Raw genomic sequence first — 17,587 nt, 5'->3', positions numbered from 1 at the left:
GCATGAAATGGCTCTGACCAACAGGGGGCATCATGTCAGTCATCACTTTTGCCAATACCAAGGGCGGGGCCGGGAAAACCACGGCCGTGCTGCTTCTGGCAACCGAACTGGCCCGCAGCGGCCATCGCGTGACGGTTCTGGATGCCGATCCGCAATTGTGGATTTCCCGCTGGCATGAACTCTCCGGTGAGATCGAAAACCTCTCGGTTATTTCGCATGTGACGATGGCCTCGCTCGAGGGCCATATTCGCGAGAACAAGGCCAATACCGACTGTTTCATCATCGACCTGCCGGGTGCGAAAACGCCGCTTCTGACCATGGCGCTCGGTATCTCCGATCATGTTCTGATCCCCGTTCAGGGCTCTGCCATGGATGCGCGGGGCGCTGCCGAAGTGCTCGATCACATCGAATTCCTGAACCGCAGGATGGGCAAGGAGATCGCCCATTCCATCGTGCTGACGCGGGTCAACGCCATGGTGGCGACGCGTTCGCTGCTGCTCGTCAAGATGCTGCTGGCGGAAAAGAACGTCTCCGTGCTCAATACGGCGATTGTCGAGCGGGCGGCCTATCGCGATATTTTCGACTATGGCGGCACACTCCTCTGTCTGGACTGTAAGAAGGTCAGCAATATCGACAAGGCGGTCGAAAACGCGACGGCCTTTGCCGAAGAAGTCATCAACCTCCTGCCGAAAAGACTTCCGAGGCGCGTTGCGCACCTAGCACGTCTCGTGACGCGCAAGGCTGCCTGACCCCACCTTGCGATTTCCGGCTGGTTGCAGCGACGTTGCCGCGGTTGGATGAAATTGGCACCCCACAAATTGCTGAGGAGAGGCGTCGTTATGAGGCGCTTCCCATCGCCTCCTCATGGCACGCGTTTTTCGCTTGATTTGGAAATGATCGTTTCCTATATTGCGGTCATGACCAATACGACCCAAACTCATTCCCGAGAGCAGCGCCATCGCGGCCGGCCACGCGAGTTCGATCTCGATCGTGCGCTTGACGGCGCGATCCGTGTCTTTTCCCGGCGCGGATATCACGCCACCTCGGTCGGTAATCTCACCGATGCGATGGAGTTGGCGCAGGGCAGTCTCTACAAGGCCTTCAAGGATAAGAAAGCCATCTTCATCGCCACGATGGAACGCTACAGGATCGTGCAGACCGAACGTTTCGAAGCGGCAGTGGCCGGTTTCGAGACCGGTTATGAACGTCTGAGAGCCGGGCTGATGTTTTATGCCGAACGATCCCATGGCGGTGTGGGCTCGGACGGGTGTCTGGTGGTGGGTGCCGCTGCCGATCTGGCTGCCCTGGACGACGACATTGCCGTCGTGGTCGAGCGGGCGGTGAAGGCGAGGGAACGGATCGTCGCCCGTATCATCACCGAAGGGCAGAAGGATGGTTCAGTGCAGTCGAATGCCGACCCGGATGATCTCGCCCGGGCGATGCTGTGCATGATGTACGGCATGCGCGTGGTGGGAAAAACCGGGCGCAGCCTGAAAGACATGGTTGCCGTGGTGGATATCGCCATGAAGCTTGCCGCGTAATTTTGTGAATATTTAGGAAACATTTGTTTCCATATTGGAGAAAATGATGACGACGCGTGTAATTGAAGGGGAGGATGTTGAGGCAACATCCATTTCCCCGGCTCTGACCTTTTTGCTGGCGACAGCCTGCGGGCTGATTGCAGCCAATCTTTATTATGGCCAGCCGCTTGCCGGCATCATCGGGGCGGAACTTGGTCTTTCCGCAGGCGCGACTGGCCTGATCGTGACGCTGACGCAGATCGGCTATGGTATCGGTCTGCTGTTCGTCGTGCCCCTCGGTGATCTCGTCGAAAACCGCAAGCTGGTGGTCAGTTCGGTCTCGATGGCGGTGTTGTCGCTCGTCGCTGCTGCGTTTGCGCCGCATGCGGCGCCGTTCCTGATCGCCGCCTTCCTGGTTGGCGTCAGTTCCGTGGCGGTACAGGTCATCGTTCCCTATGCTGCGCATATGGCGCCGCACGCCATTCGGGGGCGGGTGGTCGGCAATGTCATGAGCGGGCTGATGGCCGGCATCATGCTGGCGCGGCCGGTCTCCAGCCTGCTATCGGAAGTGGTTTCCTGGCGCGGCGTCTTTCTGACGTCCGCAGCGGTCATGGCGCTTCTTGCCGTGGTGCTTTTCCGACTTCTGCCCGTCCGTATGCCCGAAGCGCGGCTGAGCTACAGCGCGTTGATGGCCTCGATGGGCAGGCTTGCCTTGCATACTCCGATCCTGCGGCGGCGGGCGATCTACCACGCTTTCCTCTTTGCCGCCTTCAGCCTGTTCTGGACGACGACGCCGCTTTATCTGAGCGGGCCGCATTTCAATCTCAGCCAAGGTGAGATCGCGCTCTTCGCACTGGCGGGCGCGGCCGGCACCGTGGCCGCACCAATTGCCGGGCGGATGGCCGATCGTGGCTGGACCCGTGTGGCCACGCTCTTTGCGCTGGTGTCGGTGGCGCTCTCTTTCGCCGTCACGCATCTGGCGCCTGAAGGTTCGCATCTGGCGCTCGCCATTCTGGTCGTCGCGGCAATCGTTCTGGATTTCGGCGTCACCACCAATCTGGTGCTCGGCCAGCGGGCGATCTTCACGCTTGGAGCGGAATTCCGCAGTCGCCTGAACGGAATTTACATGGCCACGTTTTTCATGGGCGGTGCGATAGGTTCCGCCGTGGGTGGCTGGGCCTATGCGGTCGGCGAATGGCCAGCCGCCTCGTGGATTGGTTTCGCCTTGCCGGTAGCGGCGCTCCTGTATTTCCTGACGGAAAAGCGGGCATAAAGCGCCATCAACGAAAAAGCCCGGCGGACCATAATCCGCCGGGCTTTCTTTTTTTCCTGCCGTCGCTTTATTCGGCGAATTCGACCACGACACCGGGGCGGACCATTTTCGCCAGTTCGGTCGCGTCCCAGTTGGTCAGGCGGATACAGCCGTGGCTGTTGGTCTTGCCGATCTTGGACGGTTCCGGGGTGCCGTGAATGCCGTAGGTCGGCTTCGACAGGGCGATCCAGACCGTGCCAACGGGGCCATTCGGGCCCGGCGGAATTTGCAGGATCTTGTCGTTCTGGCCCTGCTTGAAGTTGATCTTCGGATTGTAGGTGTAGCCCGGATTGAGCGCGATGCGCTCCACGGTATGCGTGCCGCTCGGCGAGGGGGTGTCGGTGGAGCCGATAGTGGCGGGGTATGCGGCAATGAGATTACCGCCCTGATCGTAAGCGAAGACCTGTTTTATGCCCTTATGGGCAACGATGCGGGCAACCTGTCCCTTTTTCGCCTCGCCTGGATTAACGACCTTGATGATGGTGCCGGGGATGGAGAAGTCAATACCCGGATTCAGCTCTTTCAGGTAGTTTTCATCCATGTGGAACCGCTCGGCCAGCGCTTCCGTCGTCGACGTGAAGGAGAGCGCCGGCAGCTGGGATTTTTCGGCGTAGTCGTCCGGAATTGACGCGACATAGGGGCCAGCGGCATCGGCGGCGGTAATCGTATAATCCACGATCGGCATGCCACCGGAAGCGCGCAGGCGTTCCAGAATATCGTCGGAATTGTTCGGGTCGAGCTTTTCGCCGGTCATGTCCTGCCAGGCGGCAATCGCCTTGTTGACGTTGTCACCCATCTTGCCGTCGATGACGCCGGGCGAAATGCCCTCGCGGTCGAGGAAGGTCTGGAGCGCGACGATTTCCTGGCGCGAACGGTTGACCGGCGTGGTCACCGGTGTGTGGCGTTCGATCAGGTGCTCCGGCTGCGGAACGGCGGCCGTGGTGCTTTCGTCCGGCATCGGCTGGCCAAGTGGCCCGCTTTCAACCGCGCCGGGGGCGGGAACGGAGCCGGTATAGACGTTATCGTCTGTGCCGTCGCCGCGATATTCGCGATAATCGCGCACGCTTCCATTGTCCTGATAGCCATAGTCGCGCTGCGGCTCGCGGTACTGGCCGCCGGGGGCGGGCGGATAATAGGTGGTGTCCTGCTGCTGGCGCGCCTGCTGGCGCTGCTGATAGCCGGAGGGCATTTCGGTGGCCAGCAGATTGCCGTAGCGGTCGTAAAATACCGTGCGGCCCATCGTGTCACGGCTGATGACGATATCGCCACGCTCGGGCATGAAATCGAGAACACGACCATCCGGTGTAACCAGCATGGTTTGCTGTTGGTCGCCATAACGCTGCTGCGCGCCCGCCTGTAGCGGCGCGAAAACCGACGCCAGCGCGACCGTCAGACCCAGAGCGGCGTTAAGAAAATGTTTCACGATACTGCTATCCCTTGCTTCGTCACCGATAAACACACGCTAATCTTGACCCTATTGTGAAAAAGGTGAATTCGCGGTTAATGCAATCTTAATTTTCCTTACAGTTAGTAGCGTTTCTGTGATTTCTGCGTTTTTACTGCCATAGGGAGGTTGTCTTGCGTTCGTTTCAGGCCGGCAGATCGCCACGCATTTTCCTCGATGAAACCTCCGTTTTCGATATCGGCGCCTGTATCGTCGATGGAATCGATATCGCGCCCGGCCGCGCCATTCCCGACGATGGCGATGCGCGCATCGATCATTCGCTCGAAGGTTTTCTGTTCACCTGCGGCCCTGATCATATCCGCCATCCCGAGCCGATCGAGGGAGACGTTGAGGGGCGCCGGTATCCGTTGCATGGCTCCTTCTCCTCGCATCCCGCGACCATCATCGCCTTCGATGTTCATGAGACCAATGCGCTGGCGCGCGTTGAGGTTCCCGTGAAGCTTGCCGATGGTGGTACAGCAATTCTGGAGCGGACATGGCGTATCGATGGCGAAAGCGGCGAAGTCAGCCTCGATGACAGGGTCGTCAATACATCGGACCGGCCAATCCCGGTGTTCCTGATGTATCACATGAACATCGGCGCGCGCCTGTTTGACGATGCCGTGCGGCTTGAAGGCGCGATGCTGGATGGTGGCGGCCACGGCTGGCGGTTTGGCGAGGAGCCGGGCAACGTTTTCTGCGTCTCCGCCGGCAAGAACGAGTGGGCGGAATTGAAGCTGGGCCCGATCGCGGCCATCGGCGGCAAGACGCTGACCGTCGGTTTTCGCACCGAGACCTTGCCCTATCTGCAGATGTGGCGCAACCAGCAGGAGCCGGCCAATGTGCTTGGCATCGAACCGGTTTCGCATCGCTGGGTGGGGCGCAGCGAGCTGGAGGCGGCCGGCGAGTTCAATATTCTCCAACCGGGCGAAAGCCGTTCCTTCGGCCTGCGCTTTTCCATCCTCTGAGCCGTACCGAATGAAGATGTCCCGTCATTGACGCAGGGGTTTTGACCGCTTACATCGGATGCGGATTTCAAGGGTGACGGCCAGCGGAGGCATGAAAATGGATATCAGGCGCATAGACGACGAATATTCCGTAACGGGTCAGATCAGCGTCGCCGATCTGGATGAGGTCAAGGCACTCGGCTTCAAGTCGATCGTCTGCCACCGCCCCGACGGCGAAGAAGACGGCCAGCCGCTTTTCGCCGACATCGCCGAGCGTGCAGAGCAGCTCGGGCTTACCATCATGCATGTGCCTGTCGGTCGTTACGGCGTCGACGCCGATGCCGTTACCGGCATGGTGGACGCGCTTGACGAATTGCAGCGCCCGATGCTCGGCTATTGCCGTTCCGGCGCGCGCTCGACGGCAATCTACGAAAAGACACATCACCTGCGCGGCTGATTTTCCGCGCATCTTCGATTTTTAATGCCAATCAACAGGAGTTTTCCATGACCATCAAGCGTATCGAGCCGGGCAAGCGCATGAGCGGCGCCGTCGTTCACGGCAACACCGTTTATCTGGCCGGCCAGGTTGGCGAAGGCACTGGTGTGACCGAACAGAGCAAGTCGGCTCTCGCTGAAGTCGACCGCCTGCTGGCCGCTGCCGGTTCCGACAAGTCGAAGATCCTGCAGACCATCATCTACCTCTCCGACATGTCCACCTTCGGCGAAATGAACGCCGTCTGGGAAGGCTGGATCGACCCGGCAAACCCGCCAGCCCGCGCCACCAGCGAAGCAGCACTGGCGACGCCGGACTACAAGGTTGAGTTTATCGTGACCGCTGCTCTCTGAGCGACGGTTTGATTTTTGGGAAAGGCCGGGTCGCGGAAGCGGCCCGGCCTTTTTTGATGGGCAAACTCGAAACGTCGCTTCGTCATGCTCGGGACAGGCCCGAGCATGACGGAAGAGAGGCGATTGTCCCAGATTTGTGAATCGCTTGAGCCCTTCACTTCAAAAGCTGAGCGAGCGCCTTCTCAAACTGCTTCAAGGTTTCTACCCGCTCTTCGAACCACAATCGGGCCAGATCGCTGGCCGAAGCGAGATCGATGCCGTCAGGGTCGATGGAAGTGATCGTCCACCGGCCGGCCTTTGCGCCGGCGAGAACGGCGAGCCGCGACGCCTCGCCCTTGATGGCGTTGAGGCGGGCCGCTTCGCTTTCCGCTACAGCCAGCAGTTCCTCTGCGCCGGAAAGATCGGTGCGCAGATCGGCAGGCGTAATATTGCTGGCATTGCGGGCCGGGCCGCCATTGATCTGCACACCTTCCGTCCGCAGTCGGTAAAGCCTCGTGTCGGGAAGGGAGAGGTAAAGCTTCGCTTTGGGATAACGGGCAATGTAGCGCCTGATGCCAAGTTGCGTCTCATCGGGGCTGAGCTGCTCCGCTTTCCCCACCAGCGTCAGCCGCGGCAGCGTCAGCGCATCGCCCTTGCCGAAGGGCGCGAGCGTCAGCGAGATGCGCGGGTCTGCCTCCATGTTGCGGGCATGCAATGTCAGCCCGGCCGCGAAAAAGAACGGCGTGCCATCCGGCTCGATGCCGATATTGGTGGCGGTCGTATAGGGATAACCGCTGAGCGGGTCGAGCGTGGCGAGCGCTGCCGTGCGGGATGTATGCAGCACATCGCGGGCGACGCGCACGGCCTCGAAAGGCGCGCCGGCCGAGGGTTCGATCTTCGCGCCGCGTGGGGTGATGACGGGAGGGGCAACATCCGGCATGTCGTATCCTGAGTTAGTGGATGCTGAGAGAAGCGTAAAACCTCTCCACGTCATGCTCGGGCCTGTCCCGAGTATCTGCAACCGATCGATTTAACGCGACGTGGTTGGATCCTCGGGACAAGCCCGAGGATGACGTCCAGCGAGCGTCAGGCTTTACACCATGCCGGAGGCATGTCCATGCGTCATGTCAGCTTTTTGTCCTGATCTGGGTCAGCGTGCGCGTCGGCGTGATTGCTTCCGGGTCCAGCTTCACCTCGATGATGGCGGGTTTGCCGCTTGCACGCGCCCGCTCGAAGGCGGCGGCGAAGTCTTCGGTCTTTTCCACCGTTTCGCCATGGCCGCCATAGGCCTTGGCAAAAGCGTTGAAATCCGGATTGACGAGATCGGTGCCGCTGACACGGCCGGGATATTCCCGCTCCTGATGCATGCGAATGGTGCCATAGGTGCCATTGTTGACCAGCACGGTGATGACGGCCAAGCCGTAGCGCACGGCGGTGATGAATTCCTGCCCGTGCATCATGAAACAGCCGTCACCGGCAAAGCAGACCACTTCGCGTTCCGGGAACAGATGCTTGGCGGCGACGGCCGCCGGCAGGCCGTAGCCCATCGAACCGGACGTCGGAGCCGATTGCGTGTTGTAGCGGCGGAAACGGTGGAAGCGGTGGAGCCAGGTGGCATAGTTGCCCGCGCCATTGGTGAAGATGGCGTCATCGGCCACATTGGCCTCGATCCAGTCCATGATCGGACCCATGTGCACCGCGCCGGGGCCGGTCTGCGGCGGCGTCGACCAGTTGAGGTAAGCCCCGTGCATCGCGGCGGTGCGCTCGGCCCATGAGGCGTCGCCGGAAAGCGTGAGCGAGGAGAGGGCGGCGACGAAGTCTTCCGGTGCAGCACAGATCGCCAGATCGGGGCGATAGACGCGGCCGAGCTCTTCGGCTTCGGGATAAATATGAATCAGCTTCTGCGACGGGTAGGGGATGTCGATGAGCGTATAACCGGAGGACGGCATTTCCGAGAGGCGGCCGCCGAGCAGCACCACCAGATCGGATTCCTTGATCTCCTTCGCCAGCGCCGGGTTGATGCCGATACCGACATCGCCAGCATAAGAGGGGCTCAAATGGTCGAACAGCATCTGGCGTCGGAAGGAGCAGCCGACGGGCAGTTTGTGTTTTTCGGCGAAAGCCCGGAGGCCTGCGACGCTTTCCTCGGACCAGCGCGTGCCGCCGATAATGAAAATCGGCCGTTTCGCCTCGCCGAGCATTTTTGCGAAGGCCGTCATCTGCGAAGGACCGGGATGCGCTTCGACCGGCATATAGGGCTTTGCCTCGGGCGCTTCGACCTCTTCCACCAGCATATCTTCGGGCAGCGTCAGAACCACCGGGCCGGGGCGGCCGGAGGTGGCGACGGCAAAGGCGCGGGTGACGAATTCGGGGATGCGGCGGGCATCGTCGATCTCGCCCACCCATTTGGCGAATTCGGTGAAGGCGCGGCGGTATTCGACTTCCTGGAATGCCTCGCGCTCGCGGGCTTCGCGCTGGACCTGGCCGATGAACAGGATCATCGGAATGGAATCCTGCCGTGCAATGTGCAGCCCGGCCGAGGCGTTGGTGGCGCCCGGTCCGCGCGTCACCATGCAGATGCCTGGTTCGCCGGTCAGGCGGCCCCAGGTGTCAGCCATCATGGCAGCGCCACCTTCCTGGCGGCAGACCACGGTCTCGATGCCGCTTTCATAAAGCGCGTCCAGCACCGCCAGATAGCTTTCGCCCGGAACGCAGGAAACGCGGGAGACGCCATTGGCCTTCAGCGCTTCGACGATCAATTGCCCGCCTGTTCTTTTCATGGCGTCGTGGTCCTTTCGATAGTTTCCAGTTCGGCCAGCACCTGCGCCTGATGTTCGCCGAGTTTCGGGCTCGGGCGCTCATAACGCAGCGGCGTCTGTGACATGATAATCGGTGTCCGCACACCGGGGATGACGGTGCCGTCTTCCGCCTCGAGATCAACGCGAAGGCCGCGTGCCTGAACCTGCGGATCGGCGAACATCTCCTCGATGGAGTTGATCGGCCCGGCCGGCACGGCGTTCGTTTCGCAAGCGGTCAGAAGATCGCGCTTGTTCCATTTCAGCGTTTCGGTGGAAACGATCTGCCGGACTTCGACCTTATGCGCTACGCGGGCCTTGTTCGTTGCATAACGTTCGTCATCGGCAATCGCGCCAATGCCGAGAATGTTGCAGAGGCGGCGGAACTGGCCGTCATTGCCGACCGCAAGGATCAGGAACCCATCGGCCGTCGGCACCACCTCATAGGGGGAAATATTCGGATGGGCATTGCCGAGCCGGACGGGCGGCCTGCCGGAAATCAGATAATTCATGTTCTGGTTGGCGAGCACGGCCGATTGCACATCCAGAAGCGCCATGTCGATGTGCTGGCCTTCGCCTGACCGCATGGCGTGGATGAGGGCGGCCTGAATGGCTGACACGGAATAGATGCCGGTAAAGATATCGGCAACCGCCACGCCGGCCTTCATCGGCTGGCCGTCCGGTTCGCCCGTAATCGACATGAAACCGGACATGCCCTGCACGATATAGTCGTATCCGGCAAAATCGGCATAGGGCCCGGTCTGGCCGAAACCGGTGATGGAGCAATAGATCAGCTTCGGATTGAGCACCCTCAGGCTCTCGTAATCGAGGCCATATTTGGCAAGCCCGCCGCGCTTGAAGTTCTCGATCACGACATCGGCGGTGCGGACCAGCCGGCGCACCAGCGCGCAGCCTTCGGGCGTTTTCAGATCGGCGACGATGGAGCGTTTGCCACGATTGGTGGCGTGGTAATAGGCGGCGGACAGGTTTTCTCCATCAGCACCTTCAACGAAGGGCGGCCCCCATGCGCGGGTATCGTCGCCACCTTCGGGGTTTTCCACCTTGATGACGTCAGCGCCCATGTCGGCCAGCATCTGCCCCGCCCAGGGACCGGCCAGAACACGCGCCAGTTCAATGACGCGAATGCCTGAGAGCGGCGGTTTCCTGTTCGGCATGTCGGTCATCTGTCCCCCGGGATTTTCTGCTTGCCGGTTTATAGACCGCTGCTTGCCGCGCCGCATGTGATTTTATCTCATGGACTTATTCCGTTTCGGCAAAGACGCCCTCAGTCTTTGACGACCCGGCCGCACCAGGCGGCGAAATCCGCCGCCACGGCCTGCCAGCCGATCTCGTTCAGCGTCTCGTGCCGCATGCCCTTGTAGATCGTGTGTTCGACATTGCTGAAGCCCGCCTGGCGGAAACGTTCGGCCAGCCACACGATCTCCCTACCATCATTGGTAGCGGCATCCTGATCGCCGCTGACGAGGAGAAGCGGCAAGGTCTTTGGCAGGCGCTCGATGAGTTTTGGCGCGCGATAGGAGAGTTCGAAGACATCCTGCCAGAGGGAGACGCTGGCCTCGAACTGGCAGAGCGGATCCTCCACATAGGCATCCACCGCCGCCTTGTCGTGGCTCAGCCAGTCGGCATGGGTGCGTTTTTCCGGCATTTTTGCATTCCAGGCGCGGAAGGTCGCCTTCGGCAGGATGGCGCTCGGCACGTCCGATCCCTTCAGCATCTTTTCAAGCCGGAGCACGACCTGTGCGAGGCGGCCCATCACGCCCGGATTGAGATTGGAATTCCAGATCGACAGGCCATCGAAGGCATCCGGGTGGCTGACGGCGGTATTGAGCGCCACGAGGCCACCCATGGAATGGCCGAACAGGATCGTTGCCAGGCCGGGATGTCTTTCCCCGACCATCACGCGCATCGCCATGACGTCGGCAACGACCTTTTCCGCGCCGTCCTTCCAGGCGAAGCGGCCGAGAGGCGCATCCGCCGCTTTGGTGCGGCCGTGGCCGCGATGGTCATGGGCATAGACCTCGAAACCCTGTTTCGCCATGACATCGGCAAAACGGCGGTAGCGGCCGGCGTGCTCGACAAGGCCGTGGCAGATCATCAGCACGCCACGGGCGGGGGATAGAGCGGAAGGCTGATGGCGGAAGGCGATCGATGCGCCGGAAGGGGCTTCCAGCCTCTGGATCTGGCTGAACGCGAAGTTATCGGTCGTCTCATTCATCATCGCACCCATCGCCTCATCACGCAGCCTGTCATATTCATGGGGTCATAATCGTGCCAGAGGTTGCCCCAAGGTCCTATTTACCCTACATAGCGGCAAATTTCCCGATACGTACTCTTAAAAATCCGATGTGGAGCATTCGCTACAATGGCACGTCAATTCATCTATCACATGGCTGGGCTGAACAAGTCCTATGGCGCGAAGAAGGTTCTGGAGAACGTCCATCTCTCCTTCTATCCCGATGCCAAGATCGGTATCCTCGGCCCGAACGGCGCCGGTAAGTCGACCGTTCTCAAAATCATGGCCGGCCTCGACAAGGAATATACCGGTGAAGCCTGGCTCGCCGAGGGTGCAACGCTTGGTTATCTCGAGCAGGAGCCGAAGCTCGACGAGAACAAGACCGTGATGGAAAACGTCATGGAAGGCGTGGCGCATAAGACGGCAATCGTTGACCGCTACAACGAATTGATGATGAACTATTCCGACGAAACGGCGGATGAGGGCGCAAAGCTCCAGGACATGATCGACAGCCAGAACCTGTGGGATCTGGAAAATCAGGTCGAAATGGCCATGGATGCGCTGCGTTGCCCGCCCGGCGACTCGGCTGTTACAGGCCTTTCGGGTGGTGAGCGCCGCCGTGTGGCGCTTTGCAAGCTCTTGCTTTCGCAGCCTGACCTCTTGCTGCTCGACGAACCGACCAACCATCTGGACGCCGAAACCATCGCCTGGCTCGAAAAGCACCTGCGCGACTATCCCGGCGCCGTGATGATGATCACCCACGATCGCTACTTCCTCGACAACGTCACCGGCTGGATTCTCGAACTCGACCGTGGCCGCGGCATTCCTTACGAAGGCAACTATTCCGCCTATCTGCAGGCAAAAGCCAAGCGCATGCAGCAGGAAGCCCGTGAAGACGCCTCGCGCCAGAAGGCCATCAGCCGCGAACAGGAATGGATCGCTTCCAGCCCCAAGGCTCGCCAGACGAAGTCCAAGGCGCGTATCCGCGCTTATGACGAGCTGGTGGAAGCCGCTGAAAACCGTCGTCCCGGCGACGCGCAGATCGTCATTCCGGTTGCCGAGCGTCTGGGCCGTGTCGTTATCGAAGCGGAAAACCTCACCAAGTCCTATGGCGATCGGGTTCTGATCGAAAACCTCACCTTCAAGCTGCCTCCGGGCGGCATTGTCGGTGTCATCGGCCCGAACGGTGCTGGTAAGACCACGCTGTTTCGCATGATCACCGGTCAGGAACAGCCCGATAGCGGTTCGGTGACCGTTGGCGAAACTGTGCACCTCGGTTACGTCGACCAGAGCCGCGATACGCTCGCCGGTGACAAGACCGTCTGGGAGGAAATCTCCGGCGGCAACGACATCATCAAGCTCGGCAAGTTCGAAGTGAACTCGCGCGCCTATTGTGGCGCCTTTAACTTCAAGGGCGGCGACCAGCAGCAGAAGGTCGGCAATCTCTCCGGCGGTCAGCGTAACCGCGTGCATCTCGCCAAGATGCTGAAGGCCGGCGGCAACGTTCTGCTGCTCGACGAACCGACCAACGACCTTGATACGGAAACACTGGCAGCGCTCGAAGAAGCGCTGGAGGCCTTCGCCGGTTGCGCCGTTATCATCAGCCACGACCGCATGTTCCTCGACCGTCTGGCCACCCACATCCTTGCTTTCGAGGGTGACAGCCATGTGGAATGGTTCGAAGGCAACTTCGAAGACTACGAAAAGGACAAGGTCCGCCGCCTCGGCCCGGAAAGCATCAAGCCCGGCCGCGTGAGCTACAAGCGCCTGACGCGCTGATCCTCTTGTCGCATCTCTTCGGAAAGGCCCGCCGCAAAGCGGGCCTTTTTTCGCGCAATAATTCGACTTGAAGACGGCGCATGGCACTTTGCGCTTGCATCGAACGCGACATCGACATAAAGATATCTTTATATCTTGATTAGTGTGCGAGGCGCGGCAAAGTGGCGTTCGGTTTGGACAAATTGGTGGATCTCTTGAAGGCGGCGGGCGAGCCGACGCGCTTCCGTTTGCTGGCGCTTCTGTCCGCCGGCGATCTGACCGTCACTGACCTTACCGAAATTCTCGGCCAGTCGCAGCCGCGCATCTCCCGCCATCTCAAGCTTTTGACGGAAGAGGGGCTGATCGAGCGTTATCAGGAAGGCGCCTGGGCCTATTTCCGGCTTCGGCAGGATGGTGAGCCCGCCGTTGTCGTCAGGCAGCTGCTTGGCGCCGCATCGCCGTCTGACGCCGTTCTCCAGCGTGACAGCGAACGTCTCGCCACCGTCAAGCGGGTGCGGGCGGAGCGGGCGCAGGATTATTTCAGCCGTAACGCCTCTGCCTGGGACGAGCTGCGCCGCCTGCATGTCAGCGACGAGGCCGTGGAAGGCGCGCTGTTGAAGCTGGTGGGCACAACGCCGATCGATTCGCTTCTTGATCTCGGCACCGGCACCGGCCGCATCCTCCAGCTTCTGAGCGGCATCTACCGCCGCGCGATCGGCGTGGATGCCAGCCGCGACATGCTCTCTGTGGCGCGCGCCAATCTGGACAAGGCGGGCGTGGGAAATGCATCCGTGCGCCATGGCGATATTCTCAACCTGCCGCTGGAGGGACAGGATTTCGATCTGATCGTCATCCATCAGGTTCTGCATTTTCTCGACCAGCCGGAAATTGCGCTTTCCGAAGCTGCGCGCATGCTGCGACCGGGCGGGCGGTTGATCGTCATCGATCTTGCACCGCATTCCTTCGAATATCTTCGTGATGAACATGCGCATGTGCGGCTCGGCTTCTCGCATCCATTGATGGAAGAATGGATGAAAAAGGCCGGGCTTTCGCTGGAGCGCGCTGTCGATCTTCATTCTGAAAAAGCGTCCGACGAGGCTCTGGACGTGACGATATGGGTTGCCCGCGACCAGCGGCTGCTGATGGCAGACGATATGGTGCAAGAGGCGGTTTTACTTCGCTCCGGGAGGGCATGATATGTTGAGGTCTGAAACCGCACGCCGTGACGGCGATATCCGGTTGTCTTTCGAGTTTTTCCCGCCGAAGAACGCCGAGATGGAAGCCCAGCTCTGGGAAACGGTTGCCGAGCTGAAGAAGTGGGATCCGGATTTCGTGTCCGTCACTTATGGCGCTGGTGGTTCCACCAAGGCGCCGACGCTGGATGCCGTGCGCCGCATGATCGGTGACAGCCATCTGCCGACCGCTGCGCATCTGACCTGCGTCGACGCAAGCCGTGACGACGTCCATCAAGTCATCGAAGAGTTTCGCAGCGCCGGCGTTCGCCATTTCGTGGCGCTGCGTGGCGATCCCTCCACCGGCATCGGCACGGCTTACCAGCCGCATCCGGAAGGTTACGAGAACGCCGCAGCACTGGTGAAGGGACTGCGCGAGATTGGCGATTTCGAGATTTCCGTTTCCGCCTATCCGGAAAAACATCCTGAAAGCGCAAGCGAGACGGTCGATATCGACATGCTGAAGCGCAAGGCCGATAATGGCGCGACCCGGGCGCTGACCCAGTTCTTCTTCGATAATGATGTGTTTGAACGTTACATGGAGCGCGTCACCGTGGCGGGCATCACCATTCCGGTGGTTCCGGGCATCATGCCGATCCAGAACCTGACCCAGCTCAAGCGTTTCGCCGGCCGCTGCGGCACCAGCGTTCCCGGATTTCTGGATGAGCGTTTTGAAGGCTATGACGAGGATCTGGAAGGGCGCGCCCGCGTGGCCGCTGAAGTTGCGGCCGAGCAGATCGCCGATCTGCAACGGCGTGGCTTCAACGAGTTCCACCTCTACACTATGAACCGCGCTCCGCTGGTCGACGCGGTGCTGGAAAACCTCGGGCTGCAGCGCCTGCGCCGCAGCGCCGCCTGACGCCGGAAAGCCGATTGCCGACATGAAAAAAGCGCAGGTCCCTTAAGGCCCTGCGCTTTTTAAATTCGTGTCATCTACGGTTCTTAACTGCGTTTGGTCTTCACGTCGCGTCAGATGAAAAGCATCATCGCTACGAACAAAAACGCCAAACCGACTGCCAAGGCATTGAGAGATTTTGTAAGTCCCATGGGTGCCTCCTGTTGTTGACAGGTTCGATAATATGACCGTTTTGTGGCACTTGAAAAGCGGTTTCTGTGATGCGGTGCAGCACGGCTTGGCGTATCGTAAAAAAGCGCTTTCTGTAATTAATTGAAAATAAAAGATTATTTCTCTATCACGCAGTGCTTCATAAGTTTAAAAAAAGTAAATGACCGGGGTGTTATCCCCAGTCATCCGGTCGAGATTAACGATTTCCGCCTTGATTCCGGCCGAGATATTAAAGGCCGGAAAGCGTCGTTAAGACTGATTAAAGCGCCTGGAGAAGCGCGGCCGTAGGCCAGCCATCCGCGGGCAGGCCGAGGCGCTGCTGCTCTTTCTGAATGGCGACGCGGGTGCCGGAACCGAGAATGCCATCCACCTTGCCGACATTGTGTCCGCGCGCTTCGAGCTTGGTCTGAAGCTCTTTCATGGTCGCGTCATCGAAGCCGGGGTCCGGGTTGCCCTTTTCGTAGACGGGCGAGCCCATCAGGCGGGTGGCGAAATAGGCGGCCGAGGTCGTGTAAATGAACGACTGGTTCCATTCTAGATAGATGTTGAAGTTCGGATAGGTGATGAAGGTCGGCCCCTTGCGGCCCTGCGGCATGATGAGGGCGGCAGGCAGGGAGGCGAAGTTCTTGTTGCCGTCGCGCGGGGTCACGCCGAGCGCGAACCACTCGCCGGCCGTCAGCGGGCCGCCAAGACCGGTCTTTTCCCAGGGCAGGTTTTCCGGCAGGGAGACTTCCTGGACCCAGGGTTCACCCTTTTTGAAACCGAGATGCTGGATGAATTTCGCCGCGGTCAGGATGGCATCGGGTGCGCTGCTCTTGACGTTTATATGGCCGTCGCCATCACCATCGACACCAAAGGCGATGATGTCCTTGGGCAGCATCTGCACCTGGCCGATTTCGCCGGCCCATGCACCCGTATTGGTAGCGGGATCGAGATCGCCATGCTGGACCATTTCAATGAGCGCCAGCAATTGCGGGCGGAAAAGCTCCGGGCGGCGGCAATCATGCGACAGGGTCACCAGCGCGTTGCGGGTGTTGAAATCGCCCTGAACGGCACCGAAATCGGTTTCCATGGCCCAGAAGGCGGCGATGACGCCGGCGGGTACGCCGAACTCATTGTCGGCGCGGGCGAAGGTGGAGGAGAGTTCCTGCAGCTTCTTGCGGCCGATATCGAGACGCGCCTGGCTGACGGTGCGCTGGGAGAACTCCAAGAAGGTCTGGCGGAAGACGCCCTGGGCGCGGTCACGCGAAAGCACTTTCGGATCGATCTGAGCGCCGGCCAGCGCCTTTTCGATGGCAGCGGCCGGAACGCCCTTGGCAGCGGCCTCAGCCTTCACGCCCTCGAGAAATGCGCCGAGATCGCCACCGCAGGCAACCTGCTTTGGATCGTCAGGCGAAGCCACAGGCGGCGTGGCGAGGGCGGAGCCGGCGGAGAGAAGCGACAAAGCGGCGGCAAAAACAATGCTGCGCGACCGAAAAGTGGGCATGGGAATTTCCTCGATAGGTTGTTAGCCCGCTTTACCCACATGTTTGCGACAAAAAAACGGGTCCAGCGATCTGCCGGTGCAGAACAACGCCGATTTTTCGAATGTGTTGCTTCTTGGCCGTATTATTTGGCGGAAGCGATCCATTTCCGCCAGTTTTTCTCACTTCCGGCGAAGACATTGATGTCGGTGGGGCCGTTGACGCCTGGCACGACGCCGGTTGCGGTATATTGCCAGAAGGCCCATTTCCGGTCTTCGTAAATCTTGGCCGGATGGGCGGCAACGGAACGCACCCAGAAATGGTAGTCCTTGAACTGGCCGACGAGATTGTCACGGTGGAAATCGACCGAGGTATAGATGATCGGGCGCTTGCCGTAATGGGCCTCGAGGCGATCGAGGAAACGCTGCATTTCGGCGCGCACGATGCCCGGCGCAGGACGGGTCTTGCAGGTGGGGGAAGAGGGGTTCCATTCCACGTCGAGAACCGGCGGCAGGGTGACGGCTTCCTTCGGCACGTTGCTGATGAACCAGTCGGCCTGAGCGTCCGCCGTCGAACAGAAATAATAGAAGTGGTAAGGCGCATGAAGAATATTCGCCGAGGCCGCACTGCGCCAATGATCGCCGAATTTTGGATCGATGCGGTCCGACCCTTCCGTTGCCTTGATGAAAACGAAGGAGACGCCTGATTTGCGTACGGTTTGCCAGTCGACATCGCCATTCCATTTGGACACGTCGATGCCGTGCACCTCATGGCGGTGCGGGTTGTTGACGCCGAAATCCTGCGGGTCGGTATCGGAAAATTTCGGCTTGGAAACGGATGCGGTTTCCAGCAGGTCGTAACTGGTGGATGTGCAGCCGCTGATCAACAGCAAAGCCGACAATAGTGCCGAAAAACGCAGCCGCATTGGAACCCTGATGATTATTGTTGCCCATCCCGCGGCCGCAAAACGG

At 60.2% G+C, this 17,587-nt stretch carries 16 protein-coding genes; 9 read left to right on the top strand and 7 right to left on the bottom strand.

Annotated elements, in window-relative coordinates; all coding sequences use genetic code 11:
• Nucleotides 1-32: 32 nt before the first annotated feature.
• The 3 genes from NYR50_RS09155 (at nucleotide 33) to NYR50_RS09145 (ending at nucleotide 2,793) form a co-directional block, all read left to right on the top strand.
• The gene (locus NYR50_RS09155; RefSeq protein ID WP_230059523.1) at nucleotides 33-749 is read left to right on the top strand and encodes a ParA family protein; all 717 of its coding nucleotides are present in this window, start codon (nucleotides 33-35) and stop codon (nucleotides 747-749) included.
• Between the two features lie 144 nt (nucleotides 750-893).
• A complete protein-coding gene (locus NYR50_RS09150) occupies nucleotides 894-1,541 on the top strand; it encodes a TetR/AcrR family transcriptional regulator (RefSeq protein ID WP_418135710.1) in 648 nt (215 codons plus the stop codon).
• 46 nt (nucleotides 1,542-1,587) lie between these two features.
• Nucleotides 1,588-2,793 carry an MFS transporter gene (locus NYR50_RS09145; protein ID WP_418135709.1) on the top strand — a complete coding sequence of 402 codons (1,206 nt, stop codon included), beginning with the start codon at nucleotides 1,588-1,590 and terminating at the stop codon, nucleotides 2,791-2,793.
• Nucleotides 2,794-2,860: 67 nt separating this feature from the next.
• On the opposite strand, the gene NYR50_RS09140 is transcribed toward NYR50_RS09145, so the two are convergent.
• The gene (locus NYR50_RS09140) at nucleotides 2,861-4,255 is read right to left on the bottom strand and encodes a L,D-transpeptidase family protein (RefSeq protein WP_418135708.1); all 1,395 of its coding nucleotides are present in this window, start codon (nucleotides 4,253-4,255) and stop codon (nucleotides 2,861-2,863) included.
• Nucleotides 4,256-4,410: 155 nt separating this feature from the next.
• Between NYR50_RS09140 and NYR50_RS09135 the strand changes: the two genes are divergently transcribed.
• The 3 genes from NYR50_RS09135 to NYR50_RS09125 all read left to right on the top strand — a co-directional run bounded on the left by NYR50_RS09135 (nucleotide 4,411) and on the right by NYR50_RS09125 (nucleotide 6,069).
• Nucleotides 4,411-5,244: an aldose 1-epimerase family protein gene (locus tag NYR50_RS09135; protein WP_418135707.1), complete on the top strand. Its 834-nt coding sequence runs from the start codon at nucleotides 4,411-4,413 to the stop codon at nucleotides 5,242-5,244.
• Between the two features lie 97 nt (nucleotides 5,245-5,341).
• Entirely contained in the window at nucleotides 5,342-5,680 is a 339-nt protein-coding gene (locus tag NYR50_RS09130) for a TIGR01244 family sulfur transferase (RefSeq protein ID WP_080811858.1), read from the top strand.
• Between the two features lie 47 nt (nucleotides 5,681-5,727).
• Complete coding sequence (locus NYR50_RS09125; protein ID WP_006310481.1) at nucleotides 5,728-6,069, top strand: RidA family protein; 342 nt, start codon at nucleotides 5,728-5,730, stop codon at nucleotides 6,067-6,069.
• A 154-nt stretch (nucleotides 6,070-6,223) separates the two neighbouring features.
• Here NYR50_RS09125 and NYR50_RS09120 read toward each other — a convergent pair whose 3' ends face one another.
• The 4 genes from NYR50_RS09120 to NYR50_RS09105 all read right to left on the bottom strand — a co-directional run bounded on the left by NYR50_RS09120 (nucleotide 6,224) and on the right by NYR50_RS09105 (nucleotide 11,079).
• Entirely contained in the window at nucleotides 6,224-6,988 is a 765-nt protein-coding gene (locus NYR50_RS09120; RefSeq protein ID WP_418135706.1) for a HugZ family protein, read from the bottom strand.
• Between the two features lie 187 nt (nucleotides 6,989-7,175).
• Nucleotides 7,176-8,828, bottom strand: a complete 1,653-nt coding sequence (locus tag NYR50_RS09115) for a thiamine pyrophosphate-binding protein (protein ID WP_418135705.1) — start codon at nucleotides 8,826-8,828, stop codon at nucleotides 7,176-7,178.
• Nucleotides 8,825-10,027 (bottom strand): CaiB/BaiF CoA transferase family protein, encoded by a 1,203-nt coding sequence (locus tag NYR50_RS09110; RefSeq protein WP_418135704.1) that lies wholly within the window; start codon nucleotides 10,025-10,027, stop codon nucleotides 8,825-8,827. Before NYR50_RS09110 ends, NYR50_RS09115 begins: the two co-directional genes overlap by 4 nt.
• 101 nt (nucleotides 10,028-10,128) lie before the next feature.
• The gene (locus tag NYR50_RS09105) at nucleotides 10,129-11,079 is read right to left on the bottom strand and encodes an alpha/beta fold hydrolase (protein WP_418137277.1); all 951 of its coding nucleotides are present in this window, start codon (nucleotides 11,077-11,079) and stop codon (nucleotides 10,129-10,131) included.
• 147 nt (nucleotides 11,080-11,226) lie between these two features.
• Here NYR50_RS09105 and ettA point away from each other — a divergent pair, with 147 nt between their 5' ends.
• From ettA to metF, 3 genes are all read left to right on the top strand, one after another.
• Nucleotides 11,227-12,876, top strand: a complete 1,650-nt coding sequence (ettA, locus tag NYR50_RS09100) for an energy-dependent translational throttle protein EttA (protein WP_080807832.1) — start codon at nucleotides 11,227-11,229, stop codon at nucleotides 12,874-12,876.
• 161 nt (nucleotides 12,877-13,037) lie between these two features.
• Nucleotides 13,038-14,051 (top strand): ArsR/SmtB family transcription factor, encoded by a 1,014-nt coding sequence (locus NYR50_RS09095; RefSeq protein ID WP_418135703.1) that lies wholly within the window; start codon nucleotides 13,038-13,040, stop codon nucleotides 14,049-14,051.
• Nucleotide 14,052: 1 nt separating this feature from the next.
• Nucleotides 14,053-14,946 (top strand): methylenetetrahydrofolate reductase [NAD(P)H], encoded by an 894-nt coding sequence (metF, locus tag NYR50_RS09090; protein WP_418135702.1) that lies wholly within the window; start codon nucleotides 14,053-14,055, stop codon nucleotides 14,944-14,946.
• Nucleotides 14,947-15,412: 466 nt separating this feature from the next.
• Here the strand turns inward: metF and NYR50_RS09085 are convergent, their stop codons facing one another.
• Together NYR50_RS09085 and NYR50_RS09080 are read right to left on the bottom strand one after the other, a co-directional pair.
• Complete coding sequence (locus NYR50_RS09085) at nucleotides 15,413-16,639, bottom strand: lytic murein transglycosylase (protein WP_418135701.1); 1,227 nt, start codon at nucleotides 16,637-16,639, stop codon at nucleotides 15,413-15,415.
• Nucleotides 16,640-16,761: 122 nt separating this feature from the next.
• The gene (locus NYR50_RS09080; protein ID WP_162688266.1) at nucleotides 16,762-17,541 is read right to left on the bottom strand and encodes a GH25 family lysozyme; all 780 of its coding nucleotides are present in this window, start codon (nucleotides 17,539-17,541) and stop codon (nucleotides 16,762-16,764) included.
• Nucleotides 17,542-17,587 lie beyond the last annotated feature (46 nt).

It is taken from the genome of Agrobacterium sp. El2ro-1b (genome assembly GCF_048298475.1).
In the GTDB taxonomy this organism is placed as follows: Bacteria; Pseudomonadota; Alphaproteobacteria; order Rhizobiales; family Rhizobiaceae; genus Agrobacterium; species Agrobacterium fabrum.
This window is presented reverse-complemented; position numbering and strand designations above follow the sequence as displayed.

Bases quoted from the DNA above. Each gene is read 5' to 3' on its own strand.
- NYR50_RS09155 (WP_230059523.1), top strand. From the start codon at position 33: ATGTCAGTCATCACTTTTGCCAATACCAAGGGCGGGGCCGGGAAAACC.
- NYR50_RS09150 (WP_418135710.1), top strand. From the start codon at position 894: ATGATCGTTTCCTATATTGCGGTCATGACCAATACGACCCAAACTCAT.
- NYR50_RS09145 (WP_418135709.1), top strand. From the start codon at position 1,588: ATGACGACGCGTGTAATTGAAGGGGAGGATGTTGAGGCAACATCCATT.
- NYR50_RS09130 (WP_080811858.1), top strand. From the start codon at position 5,342: ATGGATATCAGGCGCATAGACGACGAATATTCCGTAACGGGTCAGATC.
- NYR50_RS09125 (WP_006310481.1), top strand. From the start codon at position 5,728: ATGACCATCAAGCGTATCGAGCCGGGCAAGCGCATGAGCGGCGCCGTC.
- NYR50_RS09120 (WP_418135706.1), bottom strand. From the start codon at position 6,988: ATGCCGGATGTTGCCCCTCCCGTCATCACCCCACGCGGCGCGAAGATC.
- NYR50_RS09115 (WP_418135705.1), bottom strand. From the start codon at position 8,828: ATGAAAAGAACAGGCGGGCAATTGATCGTCGAAGCGCTGAAGGCCAAT.
- NYR50_RS09110 (WP_418135704.1), bottom strand. From the start codon at position 10,027: ATGACCGACATGCCGAACAGGAAACCGCCGCTCTCAGGCATTCGCGTC.
- NYR50_RS09105 (WP_418137277.1), bottom strand. From the start codon at position 11,079: ATGAATGAGACGACCGATAACTTCGCGTTCAGCCAGATCCAGAGGCTG.
- ettA (WP_080807832.1), top strand. From the start codon at position 11,227: ATGGCACGTCAATTCATCTATCACATGGCTGGGCTGAACAAGTCCTAT.
- metF (WP_418135702.1), top strand. From the start codon at position 14,053: ATGTTGAGGTCTGAAACCGCACGCCGTGACGGCGATATCCGGTTGTCT.
- NYR50_RS09085 (WP_418135701.1), bottom strand. From the start codon at position 16,639: ATGCCCACTTTTCGGTCGCGCAGCATTGTTTTTGCCGCCGCTTTGTCG.
- NYR50_RS09080 (WP_162688266.1), bottom strand. From the start codon at position 17,541: ATGCGGCTGCGTTTTTCGGCACTATTGTCGGCTTTGCTGTTGATCAGC.